The organism is Kocuria arenosa (assembly GCF_042879215.1).
GTDB classification, from domain to species: Bacteria; Actinomycetota; Actinomycetes; order Actinomycetales; family Micrococcaceae; genus Kocuria; species Kocuria arenosa.
The window spans coordinates 195,874-216,122 of record NZ_JBHZTA010000004.1 but is presented as its reverse complement, the minus strand read 5'-3'; the positions used below and the strand labels follow the sequence as shown (position 1 = coordinate 216,122).

The 20,249-nt window shown below is 72.5% G+C and carries 17 protein-coding genes and 1 riboswitch; of the genes, 10 read left to right on the top strand and 7 right to left on the bottom strand.

Features of this window, described 5'->3' with window-relative positions; translation table 11 throughout:
• The first annotated feature begins 115 nt into the window (after nucleotides 1-115).
• Nucleotides 116-3,241 (top strand): hypothetical protein, encoded by a 3,126-nt coding sequence (locus ACFYE3_RS09365; RefSeq protein WP_387608338.1) that lies wholly within the window; start codon nucleotides 116-118, stop codon nucleotides 3,239-3,241.
• A gap of 78 nt (nucleotides 3,242-3,319) precedes the next feature.
• On the opposite strand, the gene ACFYE3_RS09360 is transcribed toward ACFYE3_RS09365, so the two are convergent.
• From ACFYE3_RS09360 to betT, 3 genes are all read right to left on the bottom strand, one after another.
• Nucleotides 3,320-4,939, bottom strand: coding sequence for a GMC family oxidoreductase (locus tag ACFYE3_RS09360; RefSeq protein WP_387608336.1), 1,620 nt, complete (start codon nucleotides 4,937-4,939; stop codon nucleotides 3,320-3,322).
• 98 nt (nucleotides 4,940-5,037) lie between these two features.
• Nucleotides 5,038-6,531, bottom strand: coding sequence for an aldehyde dehydrogenase family protein (locus tag ACFYE3_RS09355; RefSeq protein ID WP_387608334.1), 1,494 nt, complete (start codon nucleotides 6,529-6,531; stop codon nucleotides 5,038-5,040).
• Nucleotides 6,528-8,672 carry a choline BCCT transporter BetT gene (betT, locus tag ACFYE3_RS09350; RefSeq protein WP_387608333.1) on the bottom strand — a complete coding sequence of 715 codons (2,145 nt, stop codon included), beginning with the start codon at nucleotides 8,670-8,672 and terminating at the stop codon, nucleotides 6,528-6,530. Before betT ends, ACFYE3_RS09355 begins: the two co-directional genes overlap by 4 nt.
• A 176-nt stretch (nucleotides 8,673-8,848) precedes the next feature.
• Here betT and ACFYE3_RS09345 point away from each other — a divergent pair, with 176 nt between their 5' ends.
• The 4 genes from ACFYE3_RS09345 to cspE all read left to right on the top strand — a co-directional run bounded on the left by ACFYE3_RS09345 (nucleotide 8,849) and on the right by cspE (nucleotide 10,473).
• Nucleotides 8,849-9,379, top strand: a complete 531-nt coding sequence (locus ACFYE3_RS09345; RefSeq protein WP_387608331.1) for a TetR/AcrR family transcriptional regulator — start codon at nucleotides 8,849-8,851, stop codon at nucleotides 9,377-9,379.
• Nucleotides 9,380-9,382: 3 nt separating this feature from the next.
• Nucleotides 9,383-9,730: a DMT family transporter gene (locus ACFYE3_RS09340; protein WP_387608329.1), complete on the top strand. Its 348-nt coding sequence runs from the start codon at nucleotides 9,383-9,385 to the stop codon at nucleotides 9,728-9,730.
• Nucleotides 9,730-10,053 (top strand): DMT family transporter, encoded by a 324-nt coding sequence (locus ACFYE3_RS09335; protein WP_387608327.1) that lies wholly within the window; start codon nucleotides 9,730-9,732, stop codon nucleotides 10,051-10,053. The genes ACFYE3_RS09340 and ACFYE3_RS09335 overlap by 1 nt, the downstream gene beginning before the upstream one ends.
• A gap of 213 nt (nucleotides 10,054-10,266) precedes the next feature.
• Nucleotides 10,267-10,473 (top strand): transcription antiterminator/RNA stability regulator CspE, encoded by a 207-nt coding sequence (gene cspE / locus ACFYE3_RS09330; RefSeq protein ID WP_017832155.1) that lies wholly within the window; start codon nucleotides 10,267-10,269, stop codon nucleotides 10,471-10,473.
• A gap of 252 nt (nucleotides 10,474-10,725) precedes the next feature.
• Here cspE and ACFYE3_RS09325 read toward each other — a convergent pair whose 3' ends face one another.
• Nucleotides 10,726-11,022: a hypothetical protein gene (locus ACFYE3_RS09325; protein ID WP_368796532.1), complete on the bottom strand. Its 297-nt coding sequence runs from the start codon at nucleotides 11,020-11,022 to the stop codon at nucleotides 10,726-10,728.
• A 418-nt stretch (nucleotides 11,023-11,440) separates the two neighbouring features.
• Nucleotides 11,441-11,566, top strand: a riboswitch (SAM riboswitch).
• A 13-nt stretch (nucleotides 11,567-11,579) separates the two neighbouring features.
• Here ACFYE3_RS09325 and ACFYE3_RS09320 point away from each other — a divergent pair.
• Entirely contained in the window at nucleotides 11,580-11,807 is a 228-nt protein-coding gene (locus ACFYE3_RS09320; protein ID WP_387608324.1) for a nuclease PIN, read from the top strand.
• Nucleotides 11,808-11,818: 11 nt separating this feature from the next.
• The gene (locus ACFYE3_RS09315) at nucleotides 11,819-12,202 is read left to right on the top strand and encodes a PIN domain-containing protein (RefSeq protein ID WP_387608322.1); all 384 of its coding nucleotides are present in this window, start codon (nucleotides 11,819-11,821) and stop codon (nucleotides 12,200-12,202) included.
• Nucleotides 12,203-12,205: 3 nt separating this feature from the next.
• On the opposite strand, the gene ACFYE3_RS09310 is transcribed toward ACFYE3_RS09315, so the two are convergent.
• Nucleotides 12,206-13,375: a glycosyltransferase family 4 protein gene (locus ACFYE3_RS09310; RefSeq protein WP_387608319.1), complete on the bottom strand. Its 1,170-nt coding sequence runs from the start codon at nucleotides 13,373-13,375 to the stop codon at nucleotides 12,206-12,208.
• A gap of 172 nt (nucleotides 13,376-13,547) precedes the next feature.
• Here ACFYE3_RS09310 and ACFYE3_RS09305 point away from each other — a divergent pair, with 172 nt between their 5' ends.
• On the top strand, nucleotides 13,548-15,137 hold the full coding sequence (locus ACFYE3_RS09305; protein ID WP_387608317.1) for a cell division protein PerM: 1,590 nt from the start codon (nucleotides 13,548-13,550) through the stop codon (nucleotides 15,135-15,137).
• Here ACFYE3_RS09305 and ACFYE3_RS09300 read toward each other — a convergent pair.
• On the bottom strand, nucleotides 15,026-15,532 hold the full coding sequence (locus tag ACFYE3_RS09300; RefSeq protein ID WP_387608314.1) for a hypothetical protein: 507 nt from the start codon (nucleotides 15,530-15,532) through the stop codon (nucleotides 15,026-15,028). The genes ACFYE3_RS09305 and ACFYE3_RS09300 overlap by 112 nt on opposite strands.
• Nucleotides 15,533-15,592: 60 nt before the next feature.
• On the opposite strand from ACFYE3_RS09300, the gene purN reads away from it, so the two are divergent.
• Complete coding sequence (purN, locus tag ACFYE3_RS09295; protein ID WP_387608313.1) at nucleotides 15,593-16,174, top strand: phosphoribosylglycinamide formyltransferase; 582 nt, start codon at nucleotides 15,593-15,595, stop codon at nucleotides 16,172-16,174.
• Nucleotides 16,175-16,253: 79 nt separating this feature from the next.
• Nucleotides 16,254-17,864 (top strand): bifunctional phosphoribosylaminoimidazolecarboxamide formyltransferase/IMP cyclohydrolase, encoded by a 1,611-nt coding sequence (gene purH, locus ACFYE3_RS09290; RefSeq protein ID WP_387608311.1) that lies wholly within the window; start codon nucleotides 16,254-16,256, stop codon nucleotides 17,862-17,864.
• Nucleotides 17,865-17,998: 134 nt separating this feature from the next.
• Here the strand turns inward: purH and ACFYE3_RS09285 are convergent, their stop codons facing one another.
• On the bottom strand, nucleotides 17,999-20,221 hold the full coding sequence (locus tag ACFYE3_RS09285) for an NADP-dependent isocitrate dehydrogenase (RefSeq protein WP_387608308.1): 2,223 nt from the start codon (nucleotides 20,219-20,221) through the stop codon (nucleotides 17,999-18,001).
• Nucleotides 20,222-20,249: the final 28 nt, after the last annotated feature.

The following is a 20,249-nucleotide window of genomic DNA, read 5'->3' as shown; positions in this document are numbered from 1 at the left end:
TCGGGCCGGGGCGACGGGCGCCGCGCGTGCGGAGCGGTCCCGCGGGCTCTCTATAATCGAGGCGACCCCTCGAACGACGACAGCGGCCCCACGTGCGGCCGCGGACGGAGGACTCGTGCCCGACACTGCTGGGCTCCGCCTCGGAGACCATGCCATTGCCGACAGCGCCGAGGAGCTCGCCTACCTCCGCTGGAACGACGCCGTCTGCACGGCGTTCTTCGGTCCGGAGCGGGCGGGGGAGCTGATCTACCTCGACCTCGACGACAAGACGCTCGCCGCGATCGGCGAGGACCGCGGACTCGACGGGCCCTCGACCCTGCGGGCGCTCGCCGACTCGGTGACCCCGCTGCTCGTGACCGGCGACGGGCGGCGCTCGGTGTTCGACGTGTTCAACCGGCTCAACGGACTGTGGTACCGCGCCACCCGCCGCAGCCTGGACTCCATCGCGGAGATCCCGCCGCCGCCCGTCGTCGCCCTGCTCGCACTGTTCGCCCTCGCCGGACGGCACATGTCCACCCTCGCCGCGCGGACGGGCAACAAGTCCGTGTCCGCGTTCTTCCTGCCCCTGACCGTGCTCCTGCAGGCCGGGCCGGAGAACGCCAAGGCCCTCGAGTCCTCCTTCAAGAAGGACACCGAGGCGTACTGGGACGCGCTGCGCTACTGGCTCGAGCTGCGCAACGGCGAGATCGGCCTGCCCACGGCGTACGCGGTGAACCAGCGGCCGGTCGGGCTCGCGCTGTCGCAGACGATGTTCGGCGAGGCCGAGCGCCGCCAGCTGCACCGCATGTTCGAGGACCTGGGGATGACCACCGCCCAGGGCCTCTCCGCCGCCGAGCTCGGGGTCTACCTCGACTTCTGGCTCGACATGGCCGAGACCAAGGCGTCCAAGGCCATGAAGCAGGTCTGGGCGAACCCCCTCACCCGCGAGCCCGGTCTCGAGATCGCCCTGGCGGAGCTCGCGGTCTGGGAGCAGTCCCGCGAGCAGGCCCGCGCCGAGGTCCGGGCGAACGGCCGGGGGCCGGGCCGCAGCGCCGTCAAGTCGTGCTCGCTGTCCCTCACGGACAGCACCGACTACGTGGGCAACCCCGTGTTCGAGCTCGGTTTCGTGGTGCCCAAGCGCTTCCTCTCCGGCCGGGAGGTGGAGCTCGAGACCACGGCGGGGCCCCGCACCGTGTTCCTGTCCTTCATCGGGGACGCCTTCCTGGGGGTCTCCGCCTACACCGCGCGGATGGACCCGGGATCGCTGCTGGGCGGGACCCTGCGGCTCAGCGCCGGGGACGTGCGCTTCGAGCGCAGCCCGCGCCCCGTCGTCATCTTCGCGAAGGACGGCTTCTCGGACACCTTCATCTCCGTGGACCACATCCCCGCGGCCTGGCCGTGCCGGATCATGGTCCGGGACGAGCCCGAGTGGATCGCCCAGATCAAGCGGATCCTCGACGACTCCGCCTCCCCGGACTACCGCTTCGTCGAGGCCGGCTCCCACGGCCTCGCCGAGGGCTGGGTGATGTTCGACGACGTGCAGGTGCTCCGCGCGGGCAACCCGGAGCTCACCGCCAACGACAACTTCTCCGGCCTGGTGCCCCGCCTGGTGCCCGCCGTGACCCTCTCGGGCGGTCTGCGGATCCCCGGCGACGTGGTGCGCTGGTCCGCGCTGCGCCCCCCGCAGGTGACGATCACCTCGGACACGGACGCGCCCCTGACCGTGGAGTGCGAGTGGCGCAACCCCCACTCCTTCAAGCTGGAGAAGGCCAAGCTCGTGGAGGGGCGCGTCCCGCCGTTCCAGATCTCGCTGCACGGCACGCCGATGGCGCGGGCGGACCGGACCCTCAAGCCCAACGACTACACCCTGGTCCTCAAGGCGGGCCGCACGGTCCGGCAGCGCCGCGAGTTCAAGCTCCGGGACTCGTCCTTCCACCTGACCCAGCGCTCCCTCGGCTACGAGGGCGAGATGGTGCACCTCGAGGAGGAGCCCCTGTGGCCCGTCACGGCGGGCATCGTGGCGGAGCTGCCCGAGCGCTACGTGCAGGGCGCGTTCGACAACCTGCCCGCGCGGGAGGCGGCCGGGGACCACGAGGTCCCCGGCGCCCCCGGGTGGCACTCCTCCGAGGGGCAGCTGCTGCTCGAGCGCACCAACGCGCTGCCCGAGCCGGAGGGGCGCTCCTGCCTGGCCACCGGCCGGCACCGCATCGTGCTGCCGGCCATGGAGCCCAAGGCGAAGGCGCCGTGGATCTTCGGGCAGTGCGCCCAGTGCGGGCTGCAGAAGCGCTATCCGGGCCGGCTCACCAAGCCCTCCGCGCTCACCTCCACCGGGTCCGTGGAGGCGCTGCGCTTCATCGGCCCGGACGAGGGGGAGTACCCGACGTCCTGGGCGCCGTTCCGGGACGCCCTCACGTTCCTGGGCGGCGGCAAGCGCTCGAGCCTGTCCATCGTGGCCCGTCAGCTCGAGGACTCCGAGCGGTTCGAGGAGTGGTTCGTGGGCCACCTGCAGGCCCTCGGCTTCCTCGAGGTGGTCCGCGACGAGCACTGGACCGTGCGGCGCTGGCAGGTCTGCGGGCCCTCCCTCACCCAGCTCGTGGACGGCTCCGTGCTGCTCACGGGCGGCTGGACGCCGGAGAAGGAGTCCGTGGTCGCGGAGGCGGCCGCGGCGCAGGAGGCGTCCGTGGTGGTGCTCTCCCCGGAGGACCACGGGACCACCCTGCTGCAGGACGTGGACCTCGGGACGCTGCAGGAGGCGCTGCCGGTGGGACTGTGCGACGTCGTCTTCGACGCCGGGCCCGCGATGCTGGAGACCCTGCCGCCGCTGTCGGAGGTCGAGCAGCAGCTGCGGCGCGCGGAGATGCAGTACAACGGGGTCGCCGAGCGCTTCGTGCCCGAGGACGCCACCTGGGAGCCCACCGAGGACCGGAACCGGCCCGGGCTGTACCGGATCAACCACCACCACCGGACGCGGTACGCGTTCCGCACCCCGGCCGACGTCGAGTCCGGCCACGCGCGGTTCGTGGCCTCGGGGATCGGCAAGCACTTCGCGGCCCGGCAGTCCGGGGTGCCGATCGTCTCCTACGACCCCGAGCTGGAGCTGCTGTCCGTGCCCATCGGGGCGGAGCTGGCCGGTCTCTACGCCCGCGCCGCCGTGCTGTGCTCGGGACTGCTTCCCGCCAAGGTGGACGAGGACTTCTCGCTCAACTACGGGGACGTCTCCCCGGAGTTCGCCCAGGCGCTGGTCGACAAGCTGATGAGCTGAGCGTCCGCCGAGGACGGACGGGCCCCGGGTCGCTGTGCGACCCGGGGCCCGTCGCCGTCCTGCTGCGCGGGCGGACGATCAGGCGTCGGCGTTCGCTGCGACCAGCTCCGCGCCGGCGTCCGCGGCGATCAGCTCCGCCGCGCGCTCCCCGATCATGTAGACGGTGATGTTGGGGTTCACCGTGGTCAGCTCCGGCATCACCGAGGCGTCGGCCACGCGCAGCCCGCGCACGCCCTTGACCCGCAGCTGCGGGTCGAGGGGGGACATCGCGTCGTCGGCCGGGCCCATCCGGCAGGACCCGGCCGGGTGGTAGACGGTGTTGTGGGTGCGCCGGACGTAGTCGGCGATCTGCTCGTCGGTCTGCACGTCCTTCCCCGGGAACAGCTCCTCCCCGGCCCACTCGGCCAGCGGCGACTGCGCCACGATCTCGCGGGCCTTGCGGATCCCGGCGGTCATGATGCGCAGGTCGTAGCCCTCGGGATCGGTGAAGTAGCGGGGGTCGACCCGGGGCTTGTCGCGGAAGTCCCGGGAGCGCAGCCGCACCGTGCCGCGGGACCGGGCGTGGGTCACGTTGGGGGTCAGGCAGAAGGCGTTGTCCGAGGTCGGGTAGCCCTGTCGGTAGGTGTGCATGTCGAAGTTGACCGAGCCGTAGTGCATCATCAGGTCCGGCCGGTCGGTGTCCGGGTCGACCTGGGTGAAGATCCCGGCCTCCCACCACTGGGTGGACTCGGTGACCATGGGTTTCTTGGCCTCCCACTGGATCACGCCCTCGGGGTGGTCCTGCAGGTGCGCGCCGACGCCGGGGGCGTCCACGAGCACGTCCACGCCGACCTCGCGCAGGTGCTCGGCGGGTCCGATGCCGGAGAGCATCAGCAGCTTCGGGGTGTCGATCGCCCCGGCGGAGACGACCACCTCGCGGCGGGCGCGCACGGTGCGGGGAGTGCCGAAGGCGTTGTCCACGACCTCCACGCCTGTGGCCCGGCCGTCCTCGACCACCACGCGCGTGGCCTGGGTGGAGTGCAGGACGGTGAGGTTGACCCGGTCGGCGGCCGGGTGCAGATAGGACACCGACGACGAGGCCCGGGTGCCGTCGGCCCGGCGGTTGATCTGGAAGAAGTTCGCGCCGTTGACCACGGTCTTGCCGGTGTTGAACGGAGTGCGCGGGATCCCGGCCTGCTCGCAGGCCTCGAGGACGGCGACGCCGCACGGGTCGTCGTCCGGGACCTGCATCAGGTGCACGGGCCCGTCGTGGCCGTGGTGGGCGCCCTCGTCGTCGTTGGTCTCGAGCTTCTGGTAGAGCCGGAAGGCGGTCTCGGCGTTCCAGCCCTCGGCGCCGTGCTTCTCCTCCCACTCGTCGATGTCCTCGGCCGGGGCCCAGAACGCGATGCACGAGTTGTGGGACGAGCAGCCGCCCAGCACCTTGGCGCGGGCCATGCGCATGAAGGAGTTGCCGTTCTCCTGCTCCTCGAGCGGGTAGTCCCAGTCGTAGCCGGACTCCAGCAGCTCCATCCACCGGCTGAGGGTCAGCACCTCGTCGATGCCCCGGTCGTGCGGTCCGGCCTCGATCAGCCCGACCGTCACGGACGGGTCCTCGGACAGGCGGGCGGCGACGACGGCGCCGGCCGAGCCGCCGCCGACCACGAGGTAGTCGAACTCCTGCGGGGTGCTGGGTGCGCGGGTGGTGCTGGGGACGGTCATGGTCTCTCCTTGCAGTGATCGTGGAACCAGGGTCGGCGGGCCCCCGGCGTCGTCGTCCCCGCGGACCGGGGAACGACGACGACGCCGGTGGGCGCAGTTCAGGGCTGGGCGAACCAGCCGGTCACGGCGGGGGCGGTGTTCTGGTAGACGTGCTTGAGCTCCTGGTACTCGCCCAGGCCGGTGGGGCCGAGCTCGCGGCCGATGCCGGACTGCTTCATGCCGCCCCACTCCGCCTGCGGCAGGTACGGGTGGTAGTCGTTGATCCAGATCGTGCCGTGGCGCAGGCGGGCAGCCACCCGCTGGGCGCGGCCGGCGTCGGAGGTCCACACCGCCCCTGCGAGGCCGTAGATCGTGTCGTTGCCGATCTCGACGGCCTCGTCCTCGGTGCGGAACGTCTCGACCGTGACGGTGGGGCCGAAGGCCTCGTCGTGCACGCAGTCCATCTCCCGGGTGCAGCGGTCGATGACGGTGGGCGGGTAGAAGAAGCCCTGCTCGAGGTCCAGCGTCCCGTCGGCGGAGCGGCCGGTCGAGTAGGCGCCACCGGTGCGGATCCGGGCACCCTGCTCACGGGCGCGCTCCACGTAGGCGTGGACCTTCTCGCGCTGGGCGGCCGAGATGATCGCGCCGGTCTCGGCCTCGTCGTCGAAGGGCCCGCCGAGGCGGATCCGCTCGGCGCGCCGGACGAGCTCGTCGACGAAGCGCTCGGCGATCGACTCCTCGACCACCAGGCGGGCCCCGGCCGAGCAGACCTGCCCGGAGTGCACGAACGCTCCGTTGAGGGCGTTGTCCACGGCGGCGTCGAAGTCGGCGTCGGCGAAGACCACGTTGGGGTTCTTCCCGCCCAGCTCCAGGGCGATCTTCTTGACGGTCGGCGCGGCGGCGGCGGCGATCCGCCGGCCGGTCAGCACACCGCCGGTGAAGGAGACCAGGTCCACGTCCGGGGAGGAGGACAGCGGCGCGCCGGCCTCGGCGCCCGCGCCGAGCACGAGGTTGGCCACGCCGTCGGGCAGGCCGACCTCCTGGAGGACCTGCATCATCAGGATCGCCGTGTGCGGGGTGAGCTCGGCGGGCTTGAGCACGAAGGTGCAGCCGGCGGCCAGCGCCGGGGCGATCTTCCAGGCGGCCTGCAGCAGCGGGTAGTTCCAGGGCGTGATCATCCCGCACACGCCCACCGGCTCGGTGACGACCGTGGAGACCACGGCGGGGTTCCCGGCGTCGACGACGCGGCCGGCCTGCTCGGCGGCGTTCTTGCCGAACCACGTGAAGCACGCGGCGATGTCGTCCATGTCGATCTCGGACTCCACCAGGCGCTTGCCGGTGTCCAGGGACTCGGCGCGGGCGAACTCGTCCTTGCGCTCGCGCAGCCGGGCGGCGACCCGCAGCAGCAGGTCACCGCGCTCCGGGGCGGGCACCGACGACCAGCGGCCGTCGTCGAAGGCGCGACGGGCCGCGGCGATCGCGCGCCCTGTGTCCTCGGCCGTGGCCTCGGCGACCACGCCGACCTCGGTGCCGTCGGCCGGGCAGACGATGGTGCGGGTGCCGCCCTGGGCGGCGGCTTCCCAGCGTCCGTCGATGAACAGGGTCTCGGTCACGGGTGTTCCTCCTTCACCGCGGGGATCTGCCCCGTCGGCACGTCGTGGATGTCGGTGGACCAGTCGGGGTGGCCCTCGGCGCCGTCCTGGATCCTGGACGGGCCGGTGTGGATGCTCAGGAAGGCCAGGTGCGCCTCCCAGCTGTCGAGGACGTCGTTGATGACCTGCTCGTGGGCCCAGTCCATGACGTCGGTGCCCTGGGAGCCGGTCTCGCTGAAGACCTCGAGGCGGTAGTAGAGGTCGGAGTCCGGGTTGGTGCGGTGCCCGCCGAACGCGGGCACCGGGGTGGCCACGGGATAGATCTGGTAGCAGAAGCTCCGGTCCTTGCCCATGTGCACGCTCAGCGTGTGCTCGGACAGCCCCTGGTAGCCGACCACCGAGCTGGTGAGCTCGGCGTCGAGGCCCTGCGCCCGGAACTCCTCGACGACCTCCGCCAGCGCCGGGGCCAGCACCTGCTCCTCGTAGCGGAGCACCGCCTTCGGGCCGGGGAACGAGCCGGTCCGGGAGAGCCGCCGGCGCCAGTGGCTGTCCGGGCCGGGGATGCGGGAGGCGGCCGCGGAGCGGCGGGTGGAGCTGCGCCCCTCGCGCTGGGAGCGCTCGGCACGCAGTGCCTTCCAGAACCCGATCATGATCAGGTACATCACGAGCGAGAAGGGCAGACCGATGATCAGCGTGGCGGCCTGCAGGGTCGGCACCCCGCCCACCAGCAGCATCGCCAGGGTGAGCAGGCCGGTGGCGGCGGCCCAGAAGACGCGCAGCCACTTGGCGCCGTCCTGGGTGGGGTCCTGGATGGTGGAGGTGAAGGTCGACATCACGAGCGCGCCCGAGTCGGCGCTGGTGACGTAGAACAGCAGCCCGGTGACCGTCGCGAGCGCGATCAGCAGCGGCGCGCCCGGGTATTGCTCGAGCAGCGAGTAGAACGCCCGTTCGGGGGTGTTCATGGCGGCCTCGCCGAAGGCGTCGTCGCCGCCGGTGACGATCGCCAGGGCGCTGTTGCCGAAGACCGAGACCAGGATGAGGATGAACAGGAACGGCACGGTCAGGGTCGCGATCACGAACTCGCGCAGGGTGCGGCCGCGGGAGATCCGCGCCAGGAACAGTCCGACGAACGGTGCCCAGGCGATCCACCAGGCCCAGAAGAACAGGGTCCACCCCGCCATCCACTCCGCCGCCCCGGTGTAGGCGAACGTGTCGAGGGTCATCCCGGGCAGTGCGGCCACGTAGTCGCCGAGGTTCTGCACCGTGGCGTCGAGCAGGAACGAGGTCCGGCCGGCCACGAGCACCCAGACGATGAGCGCCACGGCCATGAGGACGTTGAGCTCGGAGAGCCGGCGGATGCCCTTGTCCACGCCGGAGACGCACGAGGCGGTGGCCATCACGACGGCCACGACGATGAGCCCGATCTGCGCGGCGGTGCCCTCCTCGATCCCGAACAGCAGGAACAGGCCGTAGTTGAGCTGCACGATGCCGATGCCCAGGGAGGTGGCCACCCCGAAGATCGTGCCCAGCAGCGCGGCGATGTCCACAGCGTCCCCCGTGCGCCCCTGCACGCGCTTGCCGATCAGCGGGTAGAGGGCCGAGCGGATGCTCAGCGGCATGTTCCAGCGGTAGGCGAAGTAGCCGAAGGCCATGCCCATCAGCGCGTACATCGCCCAGCCGGTGACGCCGTAGTGGAACAGCGTCCACACCACGGCCATGCGGGTGGCCTCGGCCGACTCGCCGTCCCCGGTGGGCGGGCCGTAGTACTGGGTGACCGGCTCGGCCACGGAGAAGAACAGCAGGTCGATGCCGATGCCCGCCGCGAAGAGCATCGCGGTCCAGGTGAAGAGGTTGTACTGGGGCTTGGAGTGGTCCGGGCCCATCTTGATCGTGCCCTCGCGGGAGAACGCGACCATGAGCACGAAGACCGTCACCACGGTGGCGGTCAGCACGTAGAACCAGCCCATGTTGGTGGCGATCCAGCCGACCACGGCGCTGATCACCGTGGAGGCCTGGTCCGGGGCGAGGATCGCCCACAGCGAGAACAGGATGATGCTGACGCCCGAGCCGGCGAAGACGACCCAGTTCACGGTCGGTTGGGAACGTTGCGCGCCGGCGGGGGCGTCGGTCGTCGACGTGCTGTCGTGCACGGCAGTGGTCATGGGACGGATCCTCCTGTGGAGAGTGGTCCAGGGCGGGTGCACCCGGTGACCGGACCTGTGCGGACCGGGCGGGGCGGGACGTCGTCGTCCTGTAGCGGGCCGGTGTGGTGCTGAACATCACATCGGCCGTGCGCAACATCGTGACACCTTCCTTCCGGTTGGTAAAGTACTTTTTCATGAGCACTTCCTCCCGTGAGCGGATTCTCGACGGCGCCCTCCAGCTGATCCGGAGCGGCGGCACGATCTCTCTCGCGTCGGCCGCACGGCAGGTGGGCCTGACCAAGCCGGGAGTGATGTACCACTTCCCCACCAAGGAAGCGCTGATGCTCGCCCTGGTGGACCGGGTGATGGACGGCTGGGACGCGCAGATGTCCCGCCGCCTCTCCGCCCCGCCGGAGCAGGTGCCGGCCGACGAGCGGCTGCGCGCCTACCTGGACTGGTGCCTCTCGGGCGAGGTCGACGAGACGGACCTGGTGATGCTCACGGACCAGCGGCTGCGCGCGACACTCAAGGAGCGCTGGGTCGCGCGGGTGGCACCGTGGGTGGACCTGCCCGTGGACCTGCCCGTCGAGCGCCGGAGCCGGCTGCTGGCCGTGCGGCTGCTTGCCGACGGCGTGTGGTTCGCCGACGCCGCCGGCGTCTTCGCCCCCGACCCCGCGGAGCGGGCGCGGGTGCGGGCGGTGGCCGACGCCCTGCTGGAGGACTGAGTCGTGGCCCGTTGGCTGCTGCTGATCGCGGCCGTGCTCTGCGAGGTGGCGGCTACGCTGTCACTGAAGGCGGCGCTGGACGAGCCCGCCTGGTACGCCCTCGTCGTCACCGGCTACCTCGCCGCGTTCGCCCTCCTGGCGGCCGTGCTGGGCCGTGGCACGCCCGTGGGGGTCGCCTACGGCGTGTGGGCCGCCCTCGGGGTGGTGCTCACCGCTCTCGGGGCGGCCGTGGCCTTCGGCGAGCAGCTGAGCCCGGCCGTGCTGGCCGGGATCGGCCTGGTCGTGGCCGGTGTGCTCTGCGTGGAGATCGGCTCACACAGCCCTGCCCGGCGGAAGGAGCGGGGCGGCTGATGGCCTGGCTCTTCCTCACCGTCGCGATCCTCACCGAGGTCGCCGGGACCCTTTCCCTGCGGATGGCCGCCCGGGGCCGTCCCCGCTGGTACGCCGCCGTGGTCGCCGGCTACCTGGTGGCGTTCACGTGCCTGAGTCTCGCCCTGGCCGAGGGCATGGCGCTCGGGGTCGCCTACGGGATCTGGTCGGCCACCGGGGTGGCGCTGACGGCGCTCGCCGGCCGGCTGCTGTTCCGGGAGCCGTTCACCTGGGTGACGGCGGCGGGGGTGGCCCTCATCGTCGGCGGAGTGCTCCTGATCGAGCTGGGCGCCTCGCCGGCCTGAGCGGCTCCTGGCGGGGCCCCGGCACCGCCCGGGTGGCAGGGCGCCGGATCTCGTGTAGAGTGGTTCGCAGTTGTTGAGGTTCGTTTTTGTCTTTCAAGCAGTTCGGCCCACTCGGGTGCAGCAGTTTTTCTGAGAAGACGTTTTCCATGCATCACAACTGTTGTGTTTCTCGAACGTCGGGAAACGTTCATCTCATGAAGGATCAGGTCTCCCATGACTACCGGTATCGTCAAGTGGTTCAACGCTGACAAGGGCTTCGGCTTCATCACCCCCGAGGACGGCTCCAAGGACGTCTTCGCCCACTTCTCCGCGATCAACTCGAACGGCTTCCGCTCGTTGAACGAGAACGACCGCGTCGAGTTCGAGACCCAGGACGGCCCCAAGGGCCCCCAGGCTGCGAACATCAACGTCATCTCCTAAGGATCCCCGCGGGCCCCGGCCCGCTGATCCTCCAGAACCGTCGTCGGGCTCCGCCCGCCGGCGGTTCTGTCGTCGTACGCCACCGGCCACCCGGCACCGGGGCAGGACGTTCCGCACCGTGGCACGTCCTCGCGCGGTTCCGACCCCGCACGGTTCCAACCCTGCACGGTTCCGCTCCCGCACGGTTCCGCCCTCGCACGACGGAGGCCGCAGCCCGTTGGGCTGCGGCCTCCGTCGTGTCCCGTCCGCCGGCTAGGCCGACATCGGGAGGGATGAGGGGTGGAGCTTGAAGAACGGGTGCCGTCCGGTCGCCGCGAGGGCTCCGGGAACGAGGAGCTGGCGGTACTTGGCGCACCATTGCGCGGTTCCCTCCGTGTGCTCCGCCGCGGCGGCGAGGTCGTCGGCCTCAGGGCTCAGGTACTCCTGCACGTCCCCGTCGGTCGACGTGAGCCGGACGAGGTGCAGATCGGGGAGGGCGGTGACGGTCACGTCGATCCACTCCTCGCGCTGGTCGGTGGTGATGGCTGTTCTTTCTTCGGACATGGTCATGTTTTCTCCTGACGTTCTTGCAGGCATCCGATGGCGTTGCCCGCCGCTTCGTCATCCGATCCACCCGGGAACATCGGGTTGGCGCGCAGCGGGTCGGAGCCCCTTCCCGGACTCGTCGGGGATCGTCGATCTCCGGTCGAGCACGTGGACGCCGCATCTCGAGAAGCAGGTTCAGGCTACCCCGCTGCTCCGACACCACGACAGGCGAGTCGTGAGTTGTGTCACCGAAGCGTAATGCTCGGGGCCGTCGCCGGCGCCGTCCCCGGTTGTTCGAGGCCCATTCCAGCGCATCGATGTGTCGTCGAGGTGTCGGAGCGGTGACGCTCCGGGGAAGACCGGCGCACAGGAGGGTGGCCCCGGAATCCCCCGGGACGCCGCGCGCAGATGCGGTTCCGCCGGTGTGGTTCAATGGAGGAAGCTTCAAGAGACCCGGTCGGCAAGCTCCGACTTGACCGGGCACCAACCCCATGTTCACGGGTGGTTCGGATGACGAAGCGGCTCGCATCGCCGCAGCAGCGGTACCCGGTGCGAGCAAGAGCGCACGAAGGATCCCGGTCATGTCCGACCCCCGCCACCCTGCCGTCGCCCGCGCGGGCGCCTCCGAGGCCTCCCCGAGCGTCCCGGCACCGAGGGACTCCGTCCCCAACGACCCGACGCCGGGCGTCCCGGCGATCAGCGCCTCCGCCATGAGCCTCGAGGACTACGCCCGCGTGGTGCAGATCCGCGCCGAGTTCGTGGACTTCCTGCTGGCTCCGGCCCGCGGGGAGCTCGCCGCCGCGGCCTGAGGCCCGTCGCCGTGGACCTCCTCCTGGACCGTTCCGTGCTGCTGGGGGTGCGCACCCCGGAGCGCTGCCCCGAGCTGGCCGAGGTCCTGCGCCGGCACGGTCACCGGCGGCTCTTCCTCCCGGCCACCGTGCTCGGCGAGCTGCTCGCCGAGCGGCCCGACGAGATGCTGTGGGCGGAGCAGCTCGAGCTGCGCTTCCCGGGCCGGGTGCTGCCGGTCGACGCCGCCGTGGCCCGGGCCTGGGGCGCGCTGGGCGCGTCAGGGGCGGCCGACCCGCTCGCGGGGCTCACCGCCGCCACGGCCCTGGTGCACGGGCTGACCGTGCTGACCGCGGAGCCGGGGCGGTACGCCGGTACCGGGGCCTCCGTGCTGGACGCGTCCCCCGCGCGGCGGTAGCCCTCAGGCGGCCCGGCGGTGGCGCCGGCCTCGCCCCTGCCCCGAGAGCGCCACAGCACTCTCGTAGTGCTCGAGCAGCTGCCCGACCAGCACGTCCCACGTCCGGCCCTGGACCGCGGCGTGCGCCGCGACGCCGAACGCGGCCCGCTTCGCCTCGTCGCCCAGGAGATCGGTCACGTGACCGCGCAGCGCCCCGAGGTCGCCCGGGGGATAGAGCCAGCCGGTGCGGGACCGGTCCACGAGGTCGAGGGGCCCGCCCCGGCCGGTCGCGACGACCGGCACCCCGGAGGCCATGGCCTCCTGGATCGTCTGGCAGAACGTCTCGAACTCGCCGGGATGGACGAACACGTCGAAGGAGGCCATGATGCGCGCGAGGTCCGCGCCGCTGCGGCGGCCGGTGAAGTGGGCCTGCGGGAGCCGGCGGCGCAGGGCGTCCTCCTCCGGCCCCGAGCCCACGACCACCAGGCGCGTGCCGGGCAGGTCCGCGACCGCGGAGAGGTCCTCGACCTGCTTCTCCGGTGCGATCCGGCCCACGTAGCCGACGATCCGCCGGCCGCCGCCGACCTCCCGCCGCCACTGCTCGTCCCGGTGCCGCGGGGAGAAGCGGGTGGTGTCCACCCCGCGCCGCCACAGGTGCACGTCCCGGACGCCGTGCTCGGTGAGCTGCCGGACCGCCGAGGTGGACGGCGCGAGCGTGAGCGTCGCGAGGTTGTGCATGGAGCGCACGTGCCCCCACAGGAGCTGCTCGAGGAACGGCGCCCCGTACTTGGCCGCGTAGCCGGGCACGTCCGTCTGGTAGACCGCCACGCACGGCACCCCGAGCTGCTGGGCCGCCAGGATCGCCCGGCGGCCCAGCACGAACGGGGAGGCCACGTGGACCACGTCCGGCCGGAAGCGCTCCAGCTGCCGGCGCACCCGCGCCACGGTCCCGCCGGCCACCCGCACAGCGGGGTAGCCGGTGAGCGGCACGGCGGGCAGCCGGTGCACCGGCACCCCGTCGAGGTCCTCGACGACCTCCTCCGCGAGGCGCCCGAGCGGCGCGGGGTCGTAGGACGGCGCCACGACGACGACGTCGTGCCCCCCGGCGACCAGCTGCTCGACGACCCGCAGCGCCGAGTGGGTGACTCCGTTCAGGTGGGGGAGGAACTGCTCGGCGACCACGGCGACTCTCATGGGCCCGAGCCTGCCCGGACCGGGCGACCGGACGGCGAGCGGGGCGTGGCCCGCCGGTGAAGGCGCCGTGAAGCCTCTGCCGGGGCGCCGCGCGGGCGTGGGAGGATGGGCGGTGATGAACTCCCTTGGCTCTTCTTCCCCCGCTGCACGCCCCGACCGCAGGGGTGTGCCGATGCCGCTGTGGCTGCAGGGCGTGCTGGAACTCGGCTCCGTGGCCGTGGTGTCCTACCTGCTGGTCCTCCTGAGCGTCCTCATGGTGTGGCTCGCCGACGGCTTCGACACCCTCGGTCTGACCGGCGGGTTCGTGCTCTCCGGTCACGTGTGGCTGCTCGCCCACCTCACACCGCTCCAGGTGGCCCTGGACCCGGGTGCGGGGCTGCCCGCGACCAGCGGGACGCTCAACCTCGTCCCGCTCGGGCTGACCCTGGTCCCGTTCGCGCTCGCGTGGCACGCCGGCAGTCGGTTGGCGCGCGCCTGCTGGGAGGGCCAGTTCTGGCAGCCGTACCTCAGCGGCCTGGCCGCCTACTCCGCGTTCGGCGCCGCGGCCGCGCTGCTGTTCGGCGGAGGGGAGGTCTCGGCGAGCCCGGCCGCGGCCGCCGTCTTCCCGCTCGTCCCCGTGGCCCTGGGAGGGTTCGTGGGCGCGTACCGGGTCTCCCGGTCGCTGCCGGGGCTGATCGGCGTCAACGCCGCCGCGTGGGTCGAGCGCACGAGCCAGTACTCCCGCTGGGCCGGGTCCTACGTGTGGGCGGTGCTGCGCGCCGGCTTCGTCGCGGCCGTCGCCGGGGTCGGGGCCGGGGCGGCCCTGCTCGCCGCCGCCCTGTTCTGGAACTGGAACGACGTGGTGGGCGTCTACCAGCGGCTCGGCACCGGCGTGCCGGGGGACACCGCGCTGACGGGGCTCCAGCTCGGCTACCTGCCCAACCTCGCGGTCTACGCCCTGGCCTGGGCCACGGGCGCGGGCTTCGACGTCGGTTCCGGCACGCACACCTCTCCGCTGGGCACCGACCCCGGGCCCGTGCCGCTGCTCCCGGCGCTCGCCGCGCTGCCGCCGGCCGAGCTCCCGGCCTGGGCGCTCGCGGTGGTCGTGCTGCCGGTCCTGGCCGGCGTCCTCGCCGGCTGGTGGTTCCTGCGCGAGGGGGAGAACCACCTGGACGACTGGATGGCGCTGCGGCTGCCCGCCCGCTGGATCACGTTCCCGCTCTCGACGCTGCTGACCGGGCTCTTCGTGGGCGCGGTCGCGGGCGTGCTGGTCATGCTGCTGAGCTGGCTGGCGCACGGCTCGCTGGGGCTCGGGCGGCTCACGGAGGTGGGGCCGGACGGGACCGCCGTGCTCCTGCTCTTCGGTGCCGAGGTGGCCGTGGGGGCGGCGGTCGGCTGTGTCGTGGGCCCGTGGCTCGAGCACGAGCCGCCGTTCGCACCGCCGCGCGGCGCGGAGGACGGGGAGGACGGGACACCGGCCGGCCGGCGCGCGGCGCGCCGGCGGCGCCGGGAGGAGACCGCGGCGCGGCGCGCGATGCGCTCGGCCGGCCGGCGGAGCCCGCAGGCGGCACGCGGGCACGGGGCGGACGACACCGACCGGAGCGCAGCCGACCGCAGCGCGGCCGGGCGGAGCACGCCGTACGGAGGCCGGGACGCGGGCCCGTGGGCGGCTCAGGGGCGGGCCGTGGCGGAGCCCGGTTCCGCGGAGGCGTTCGACGTGGACGCGGTCGAGGCGTCCGCGGCCCCCTCCGAGGCCGGCGCTCCCGGGCCGCCGGAGAGATAGCCCCAGATGTCGTCCTCGAGCTCCTGCTGGCACTGCGCCGCCCCGGAGAGGGTGAGGGTGCCGGCGACGCACTCCTGGTAGGCCTCGGCCACCGGCCACAGGGCCAGACGGGCCCCGCCGGTGAGCAGGCTCAGCGCGCCCAGCACGATCGCGGCGACCGCGCTCACCACCAGCAGCCGGCGCTGGTCCGTCCCGCGGGAGCGCACGAGGGCCGCGATGCCCAGCCCGATCCCGAGGGCCGCCAGCACGACCCCCGCCACGGTCGACCACAGGCCGGAGGCGACGAGCACCAGAGCGACCGCCGCGCACACCAGCCCGCCTCCCGCCGTGCGGGTCGCGGCGGCACGTCGTGCGTCCGCAGGGGCTGCCTCGGGGCTCGGGCGGGGAGGGGTCATGCCCTTCACTCTAGGGCACCCCGGGGACCGGCCCCCGCCCGCCCGACTAGACTCGGAGGCATGCGCATCGTGGTCATGGTCTCCGGCTCCGGCACCAATCTGCAGGCGGTCCTCGACGCCGTCCAGGACGGCCGGATCGACGTCGAGATCGCCGCCGTGGGCGCCGACAGGCCCTGCGCGGGCCTGGAGCGGGCCAGGCGGGCCGGCGTCGAGACGTTCCTCGTCCGGCCCGGCGACCACCCGGACCGGACGCGGTGGAACCGTGCCCTGCAGGAGGCGGTGGCCGCCCGGGAGCCCGACCGGGTCCTCTTCGCGGGGTTCATGCGGATCGTGGACGCCGAGTTCGTCGAGGCGTTCGGGGGACGGATCGTCAACACCCACCCCTCGCTGCTGCCGTCCTTCCCGGGGGCGCACGCGGTGCGCGACGCCCTCGCGCACGGGGTGAAGGTCACCGGCGTCACCGTCCACGAGGTCGTCGCCGACGTCGACGCCGGTCCGATCCTGGCGCAGGCGGCCGTGCCCGTGGAGGACGGGGACACCGAGGCGCGGCTGCACGAGCGGATCAAGACCGCCGAGCGCGACCTGCTGGTGCGCACGCTCGGCGCGACGGCCCGGCGAGCAGCCCTGCACGACGCCCGGTGAGCGGGCCGGGCACGGGTTTCGTAAAATGGTTCCCGGCGGATCCCGCCGGCAACCACGACCTCGAACGCTTGGAGAACCTGTGAGCCCCACCCAGCCCGACCGCGTGCCCATCAAGAGGGCGCTGGTGTCCGTCTACGACAAGACCGGGCTGGAGGGCCTCGCCACGGGGCTGCACCGGGCCGGCGTGGCGATCGTGTCCACCGGCTCGACCGCACGGCGCATCGCCGCCCTGGGCGTGCCGGTGACGGAGGTCGCGGACGTCACCGGGTTCCAGGAGTGCCTGGAGGGACGGGTCAAGACCCTGCACCCGCGGGTGCACGCGGGCATCCTCGCGGACCGCCGGAAGCAGGACCACATGGACCAGCTTGCGCAGCTGGAGATCGAGCCGTTCGACCTCGTGGTCGTGAACCTCTATCCGTTCGTGGACACCGTGCGCTCCGGCGCGGGCCAGGACGAGGTCGTCGAGCAGATCGACATCGGCGGCCCCTCCATGGTCCGGGCCGCCGCGAAGAACCACGCGGCCGTGTCCGTGGTCGTGGACCCGTCCTCCTACGACGCGGTCGTCGAGGCGGCGGCCTCGGGCGGGTTCGACCTGCGGGCGCGCCGCCGGCTGGCCGCCGCGGCGTTCGCGCACACCGCCGCCTACGACACCGCGGTGGCGACCTGGACGGCCCAGCAGTTCGAGCAGGACGAGGACGCCGGCTTCTGGCCGCCGTACGCCGGCCTGGCCCTGCAGCGCTCGGCCTCCCTGCGCTACGGCGAGAACCCGCACCAGAAGGGGGCGCTGTACGTCGACGAGGCCGCGTCCCCCGGCATCGCCCAGGCCGACCAGCTGCACGGCAAGGAGATGTCCTACAACAACTACGTGGACGCCGATGCCGCCCTGCGCGCCGCCTACGACTTCGACGAGCCGGCCGTGGCCGTCGTCAAGCACAACAACCCGTGCGGGCTCGCCGTGGCCACCCCCGGCGCCGAGGACCCGATCGCCGACGCCCACCGCAAGGCCCACGCGTGCGACCCGCTCTCCGCCTACGGCGGGGTCATCGCCGCGAACCGGACCGTGACCCGGGCGATGGCCGAGACCGTGCAGGACATCTTCACCGAGGTCGTCGTGGCCCCCGGTTTCGAGCCCGCGGCCCTGGAGATCCTGCAGGCCAAGAAGAACATCCGCCTGCTCGAGCTGCCCGAGGGCTTCGAGCGGGACGTCCTCGAGTACCGGCAGGTCTCCGGCGGCGCGCTGCTGCAGGTCTCGGACCGGCTCGACGCCGCGGGCGACGACCCCGCCGCCTGGACGCTGGCCGCGGGGGAGCCGGCGGACGAGCGGACGCTCGCCGACCTCGCCTTCGCGTGGAAGGCGCTGCGGGCGGTGAAGTCCAACGCGATCCTGCTCGCCGACCACGGCGCGTCCGTGGGCATCGGCATGGGCCAGGTCAACCGCGTGGACTCCTGCAGGCTCTCGGTGGAGCGGGCCAACGCCCTGGGGGAGGAGGGCGCCGAGCGCGCGCGCGGCGCCGTCGCGTCCTCGGACGCGTTCTTCCCGTTCGCGGACGGGCTGCAGGTGCTCCTGGACGCCGGCGTGCGCGCCGTGGTCCAGCCCGGCGGCTCGATCCGGGACGAGGAGGTCGTGGCCGCGGCCGAGGCCGCCGGCGTGACGATGTACTTCACCGGGGCCCGGCACTTCTTCCACTGATCCGCCCGCCGCAGCCCGGCGGCCCCGCGCCGCGGCCCGGCGCACGGCAACGGCCGCACTCCCGGAGGGGGTGCGGCCGTTGCCGTGCGTGCTGCTCGCGCCGTTGCGCGCCGCGCTCAGCTCACGCGCTCAGCTCACGCGCTCAGTGAGGAGAGGACCCGGTTGAAGGTCTCCGAGGGGCGCATGACCTGGAACGTCTTGGCGTCGTCGGGGCGGTAGTAGCCCCCGATGTCGGCGGGCCTGCCCTGCACGGAGAGCAGCTCCTCGTTGATCGCGTCCTCGTTGGCGGCCAGCTGCTCCGCCACGGAGGCGAAGGCCTGGGCCAGCTCGGTGTCCTCGTCCTGGCGCGCCAGCTCCTGGGCCCAGTACAGGGCGAGGTAGAAGTGGCTGCCGCGGTTGTCGATCTCACCGGCCTTCCGGCTCGGGGACTTGTTCTCCTCCAGGAACGTGCCCGTCGCCCGGTCGAGGGTCTCGCCGAGGATCCGGGCGCGGGCGTTGTCGGCCGTGGTCGCCAGGTGGTCGAGACTCGCCGCCAGGGCGAGGAACTCGCCGAGGCTGTCCCAGCGCAGGTGGTTCTCCTCGACCAGCTGCTGGACGTGCTTCGGCGCGGACCCGCCGGCGCCGGTCTCGAACAGCCCGCCGCCGTTGATGAGCGGGACCACCGAGAGCATCTTCGCGGAGGTGCCCAGCTCGAGGATCGGGAACAGGTCCGTCAGGTAGTCGCGCAGCACGTTGCCGGTGACCGAGATGGTGTCCTCGCCGCGGCGGATCCGCTCGATCGAGAACGCGGTGGCCTCCTCGGGGGACATGATCTCGATCTGCAGGCCCTCGGTGTCGTGCTCGGTCAGGTACTGCTCGACCTTGGCGATGAGGTTGGTGTCGTGGGCGCGGGTGCGGTCCAGCCAGAACACGGCCGGCGTCGCGGAGGCCCGGGCGCGGGTCACGGCGAGCTTGACCCAGTCCCGGATCGCGACGTCCTTCGTCTGGCACGCGCGCCAGATGTCGCCGGGGGAGACCTCGTGCTCGATGAGCACGGCGCCGGAGGAGTCGACGACCTGGACGGTGCCCTCCGCGGGGATCTCGAAGGTCTTGTCGTGGGAGCCGTACTCCTCCGCCTTCATCGCCATGAGGCCCACGTTCGGCACCGAGCCCATGGTGGTCGGGTCGAACGCGCCGTGGGCGCGGCAGTCGTCGATCACCACCTGGTAGATCCCGGCGTAGGAGCTGTCCGGCAGCACGGCGAGGGTGTCGGCCTCCTCGCCCTCGGGGCCCCACATGCGCCCGGAGGTGCGGATCATGGCCGGCATCGACGCGTCGACGATGACGTCGGAGGGCACGTGCAGGTTCGTGATGCCCTTGTCGGAGTTCACCATGGCCAGCTTCGGGCCCTCGGCGAGGCCCTTGTCGATCGCGGCCCGCACGTCGTCGCGCACCTCGGCCGGCAGGGCGTCGAGGCCGTTGAGGATCGCGGCGAGCCCGTTGGCGGAGGAGAGGCCCGCCTTCTCGAGGGCCGCGCCGTGGGCGGCGAAGAGCTCCGGGAAGAAGGCCTCGATGACGTGGCCGAAGATGATCGGGTCGGAGACCTTCATCATGGTGGCCTTCAGGTGCACCGAGAGCAGGACGTCCTCCCGCTTGGCGCGCTCGACCTGCTCCGCGAGAAAGGCGTCCAGGGCGGCGGCCCGCATCACGGTGCCGTCGACGACCTCACCGGCCAGCACCGGGATGGACTCCTTGAGCACCGTGGTGCTGCCGTCCTCGCCGACCAGCCGGATCGTCAGGGCGTCGTCGTCCTCCATGACCACGGACTTCTCGTTGTCGCGGAAGTCGTCGGCGCCCATCGTGGCGACGTTCGTCCTCGACTCCGCCGTCCACTCGCCCATGCGGTGCGGGTTCTTGCGGACGTAGTTCTTCACCGAGGCGGGGGCGCGGCGGTCCGAGTTGCCCTCGCGCAGCACCGGGTTGACCGCGGAGCCCTTGATCTTGTCGTAGCGGGCCCGGGTCTCCTTCTCCTCCTCGGAGCGCGGCTCGTCCGGGTAGTCCGGGAGGGCGACGCCCTGCTCCTGCAGCTCCGTGACCGCGGCCTTGAGCTGCGGGACGGAGGCGGAGATGTTGGGCAGCTTGATGATGTTGGCCTCGGGCTTCTTGGCCAGCTCGCCGAGCTCGGCGAGGGCGTCGTCCACCCGCTGGTCCTCGGGCAGGCGATCGCTGAAGGCGGCGATGATGCGGCCGGCCAGGGAGATGTCACGGGTCTCCACCTCGACGCCGGCGGTCGAGGCGTAGGCCTCGATGATCGGCTTGAACGAGTAGGTGGCGAGCAGGGGCGCCTCGTCGGTGCGGGTGTAGATGATCTTGGCCATGTGCGGGCTGTCTCCCATGATGTCGTCG

Coding starts and splice junctions, on each gene's coding strand:
- ACFYE3_RS09360 (WP_387608336.1), bottom strand. CDS start 4,939: ATGACCGTCCCCAGCACCACCCGCGCACCCAGCACCCCGCAGGAGTTC.
- betT (WP_387608333.1), bottom strand. CDS start 8,672: ATGACCACTGCCGTGCACGACAGCACGTCGACGACCGACGCCCCCGCC.
- ACFYE3_RS09345 (WP_387608331.1), top strand. CDS start 8,849: ATGAGCACTTCCTCCCGTGAGCGGATTCTCGACGGCGCCCTCCAGCTG.
- ACFYE3_RS09335 (WP_387608327.1), top strand. CDS start 9,730: ATGGCCTGGCTCTTCCTCACCGTCGCGATCCTCACCGAGGTCGCCGGG.
- cspE (WP_017832155.1), top strand. CDS start 10,267: ATGACTACCGGTATCGTCAAGTGGTTCAACGCTGACAAGGGCTTCGGC.
- ACFYE3_RS09325 (WP_368796532.1), bottom strand. CDS start 11,022: ATGACCATGTCCGAAGAAAGAACAGCCATCACCACCGACCAGCGCGAG.
- ACFYE3_RS09320 (WP_387608324.1), top strand. CDS start 11,580: ATGTCCGACCCCCGCCACCCTGCCGTCGCCCGCGCGGGCGCCTCCGAG.
- ACFYE3_RS09310 (WP_387608319.1), bottom strand. CDS start 13,375: ATGAGAGTCGCCGTGGTCGCCGAGCAGTTCCTCCCCCACCTGAACGGA.
- ACFYE3_RS09305 (WP_387608317.1), top strand. CDS start 13,548: ATGCCGCTGTGGCTGCAGGGCGTGCTGGAACTCGGCTCCGTGGCCGTG.
- ACFYE3_RS09300 (WP_387608314.1), bottom strand. CDS start 15,532: ATGACCCCTCCCCGCCCGAGCCCCGAGGCAGCCCCTGCGGACGCACGA.
- purN (WP_387608313.1), top strand. CDS start 15,593: ATGCGCATCGTGGTCATGGTCTCCGGCTCCGGCACCAATCTGCAGGCG.
- ACFYE3_RS09285 (WP_387608308.1), bottom strand. CDS start 20,221: ATGGCCAAGATCATCTACACCCGCACCGACGAGGCGCCCCTGCTCGCC.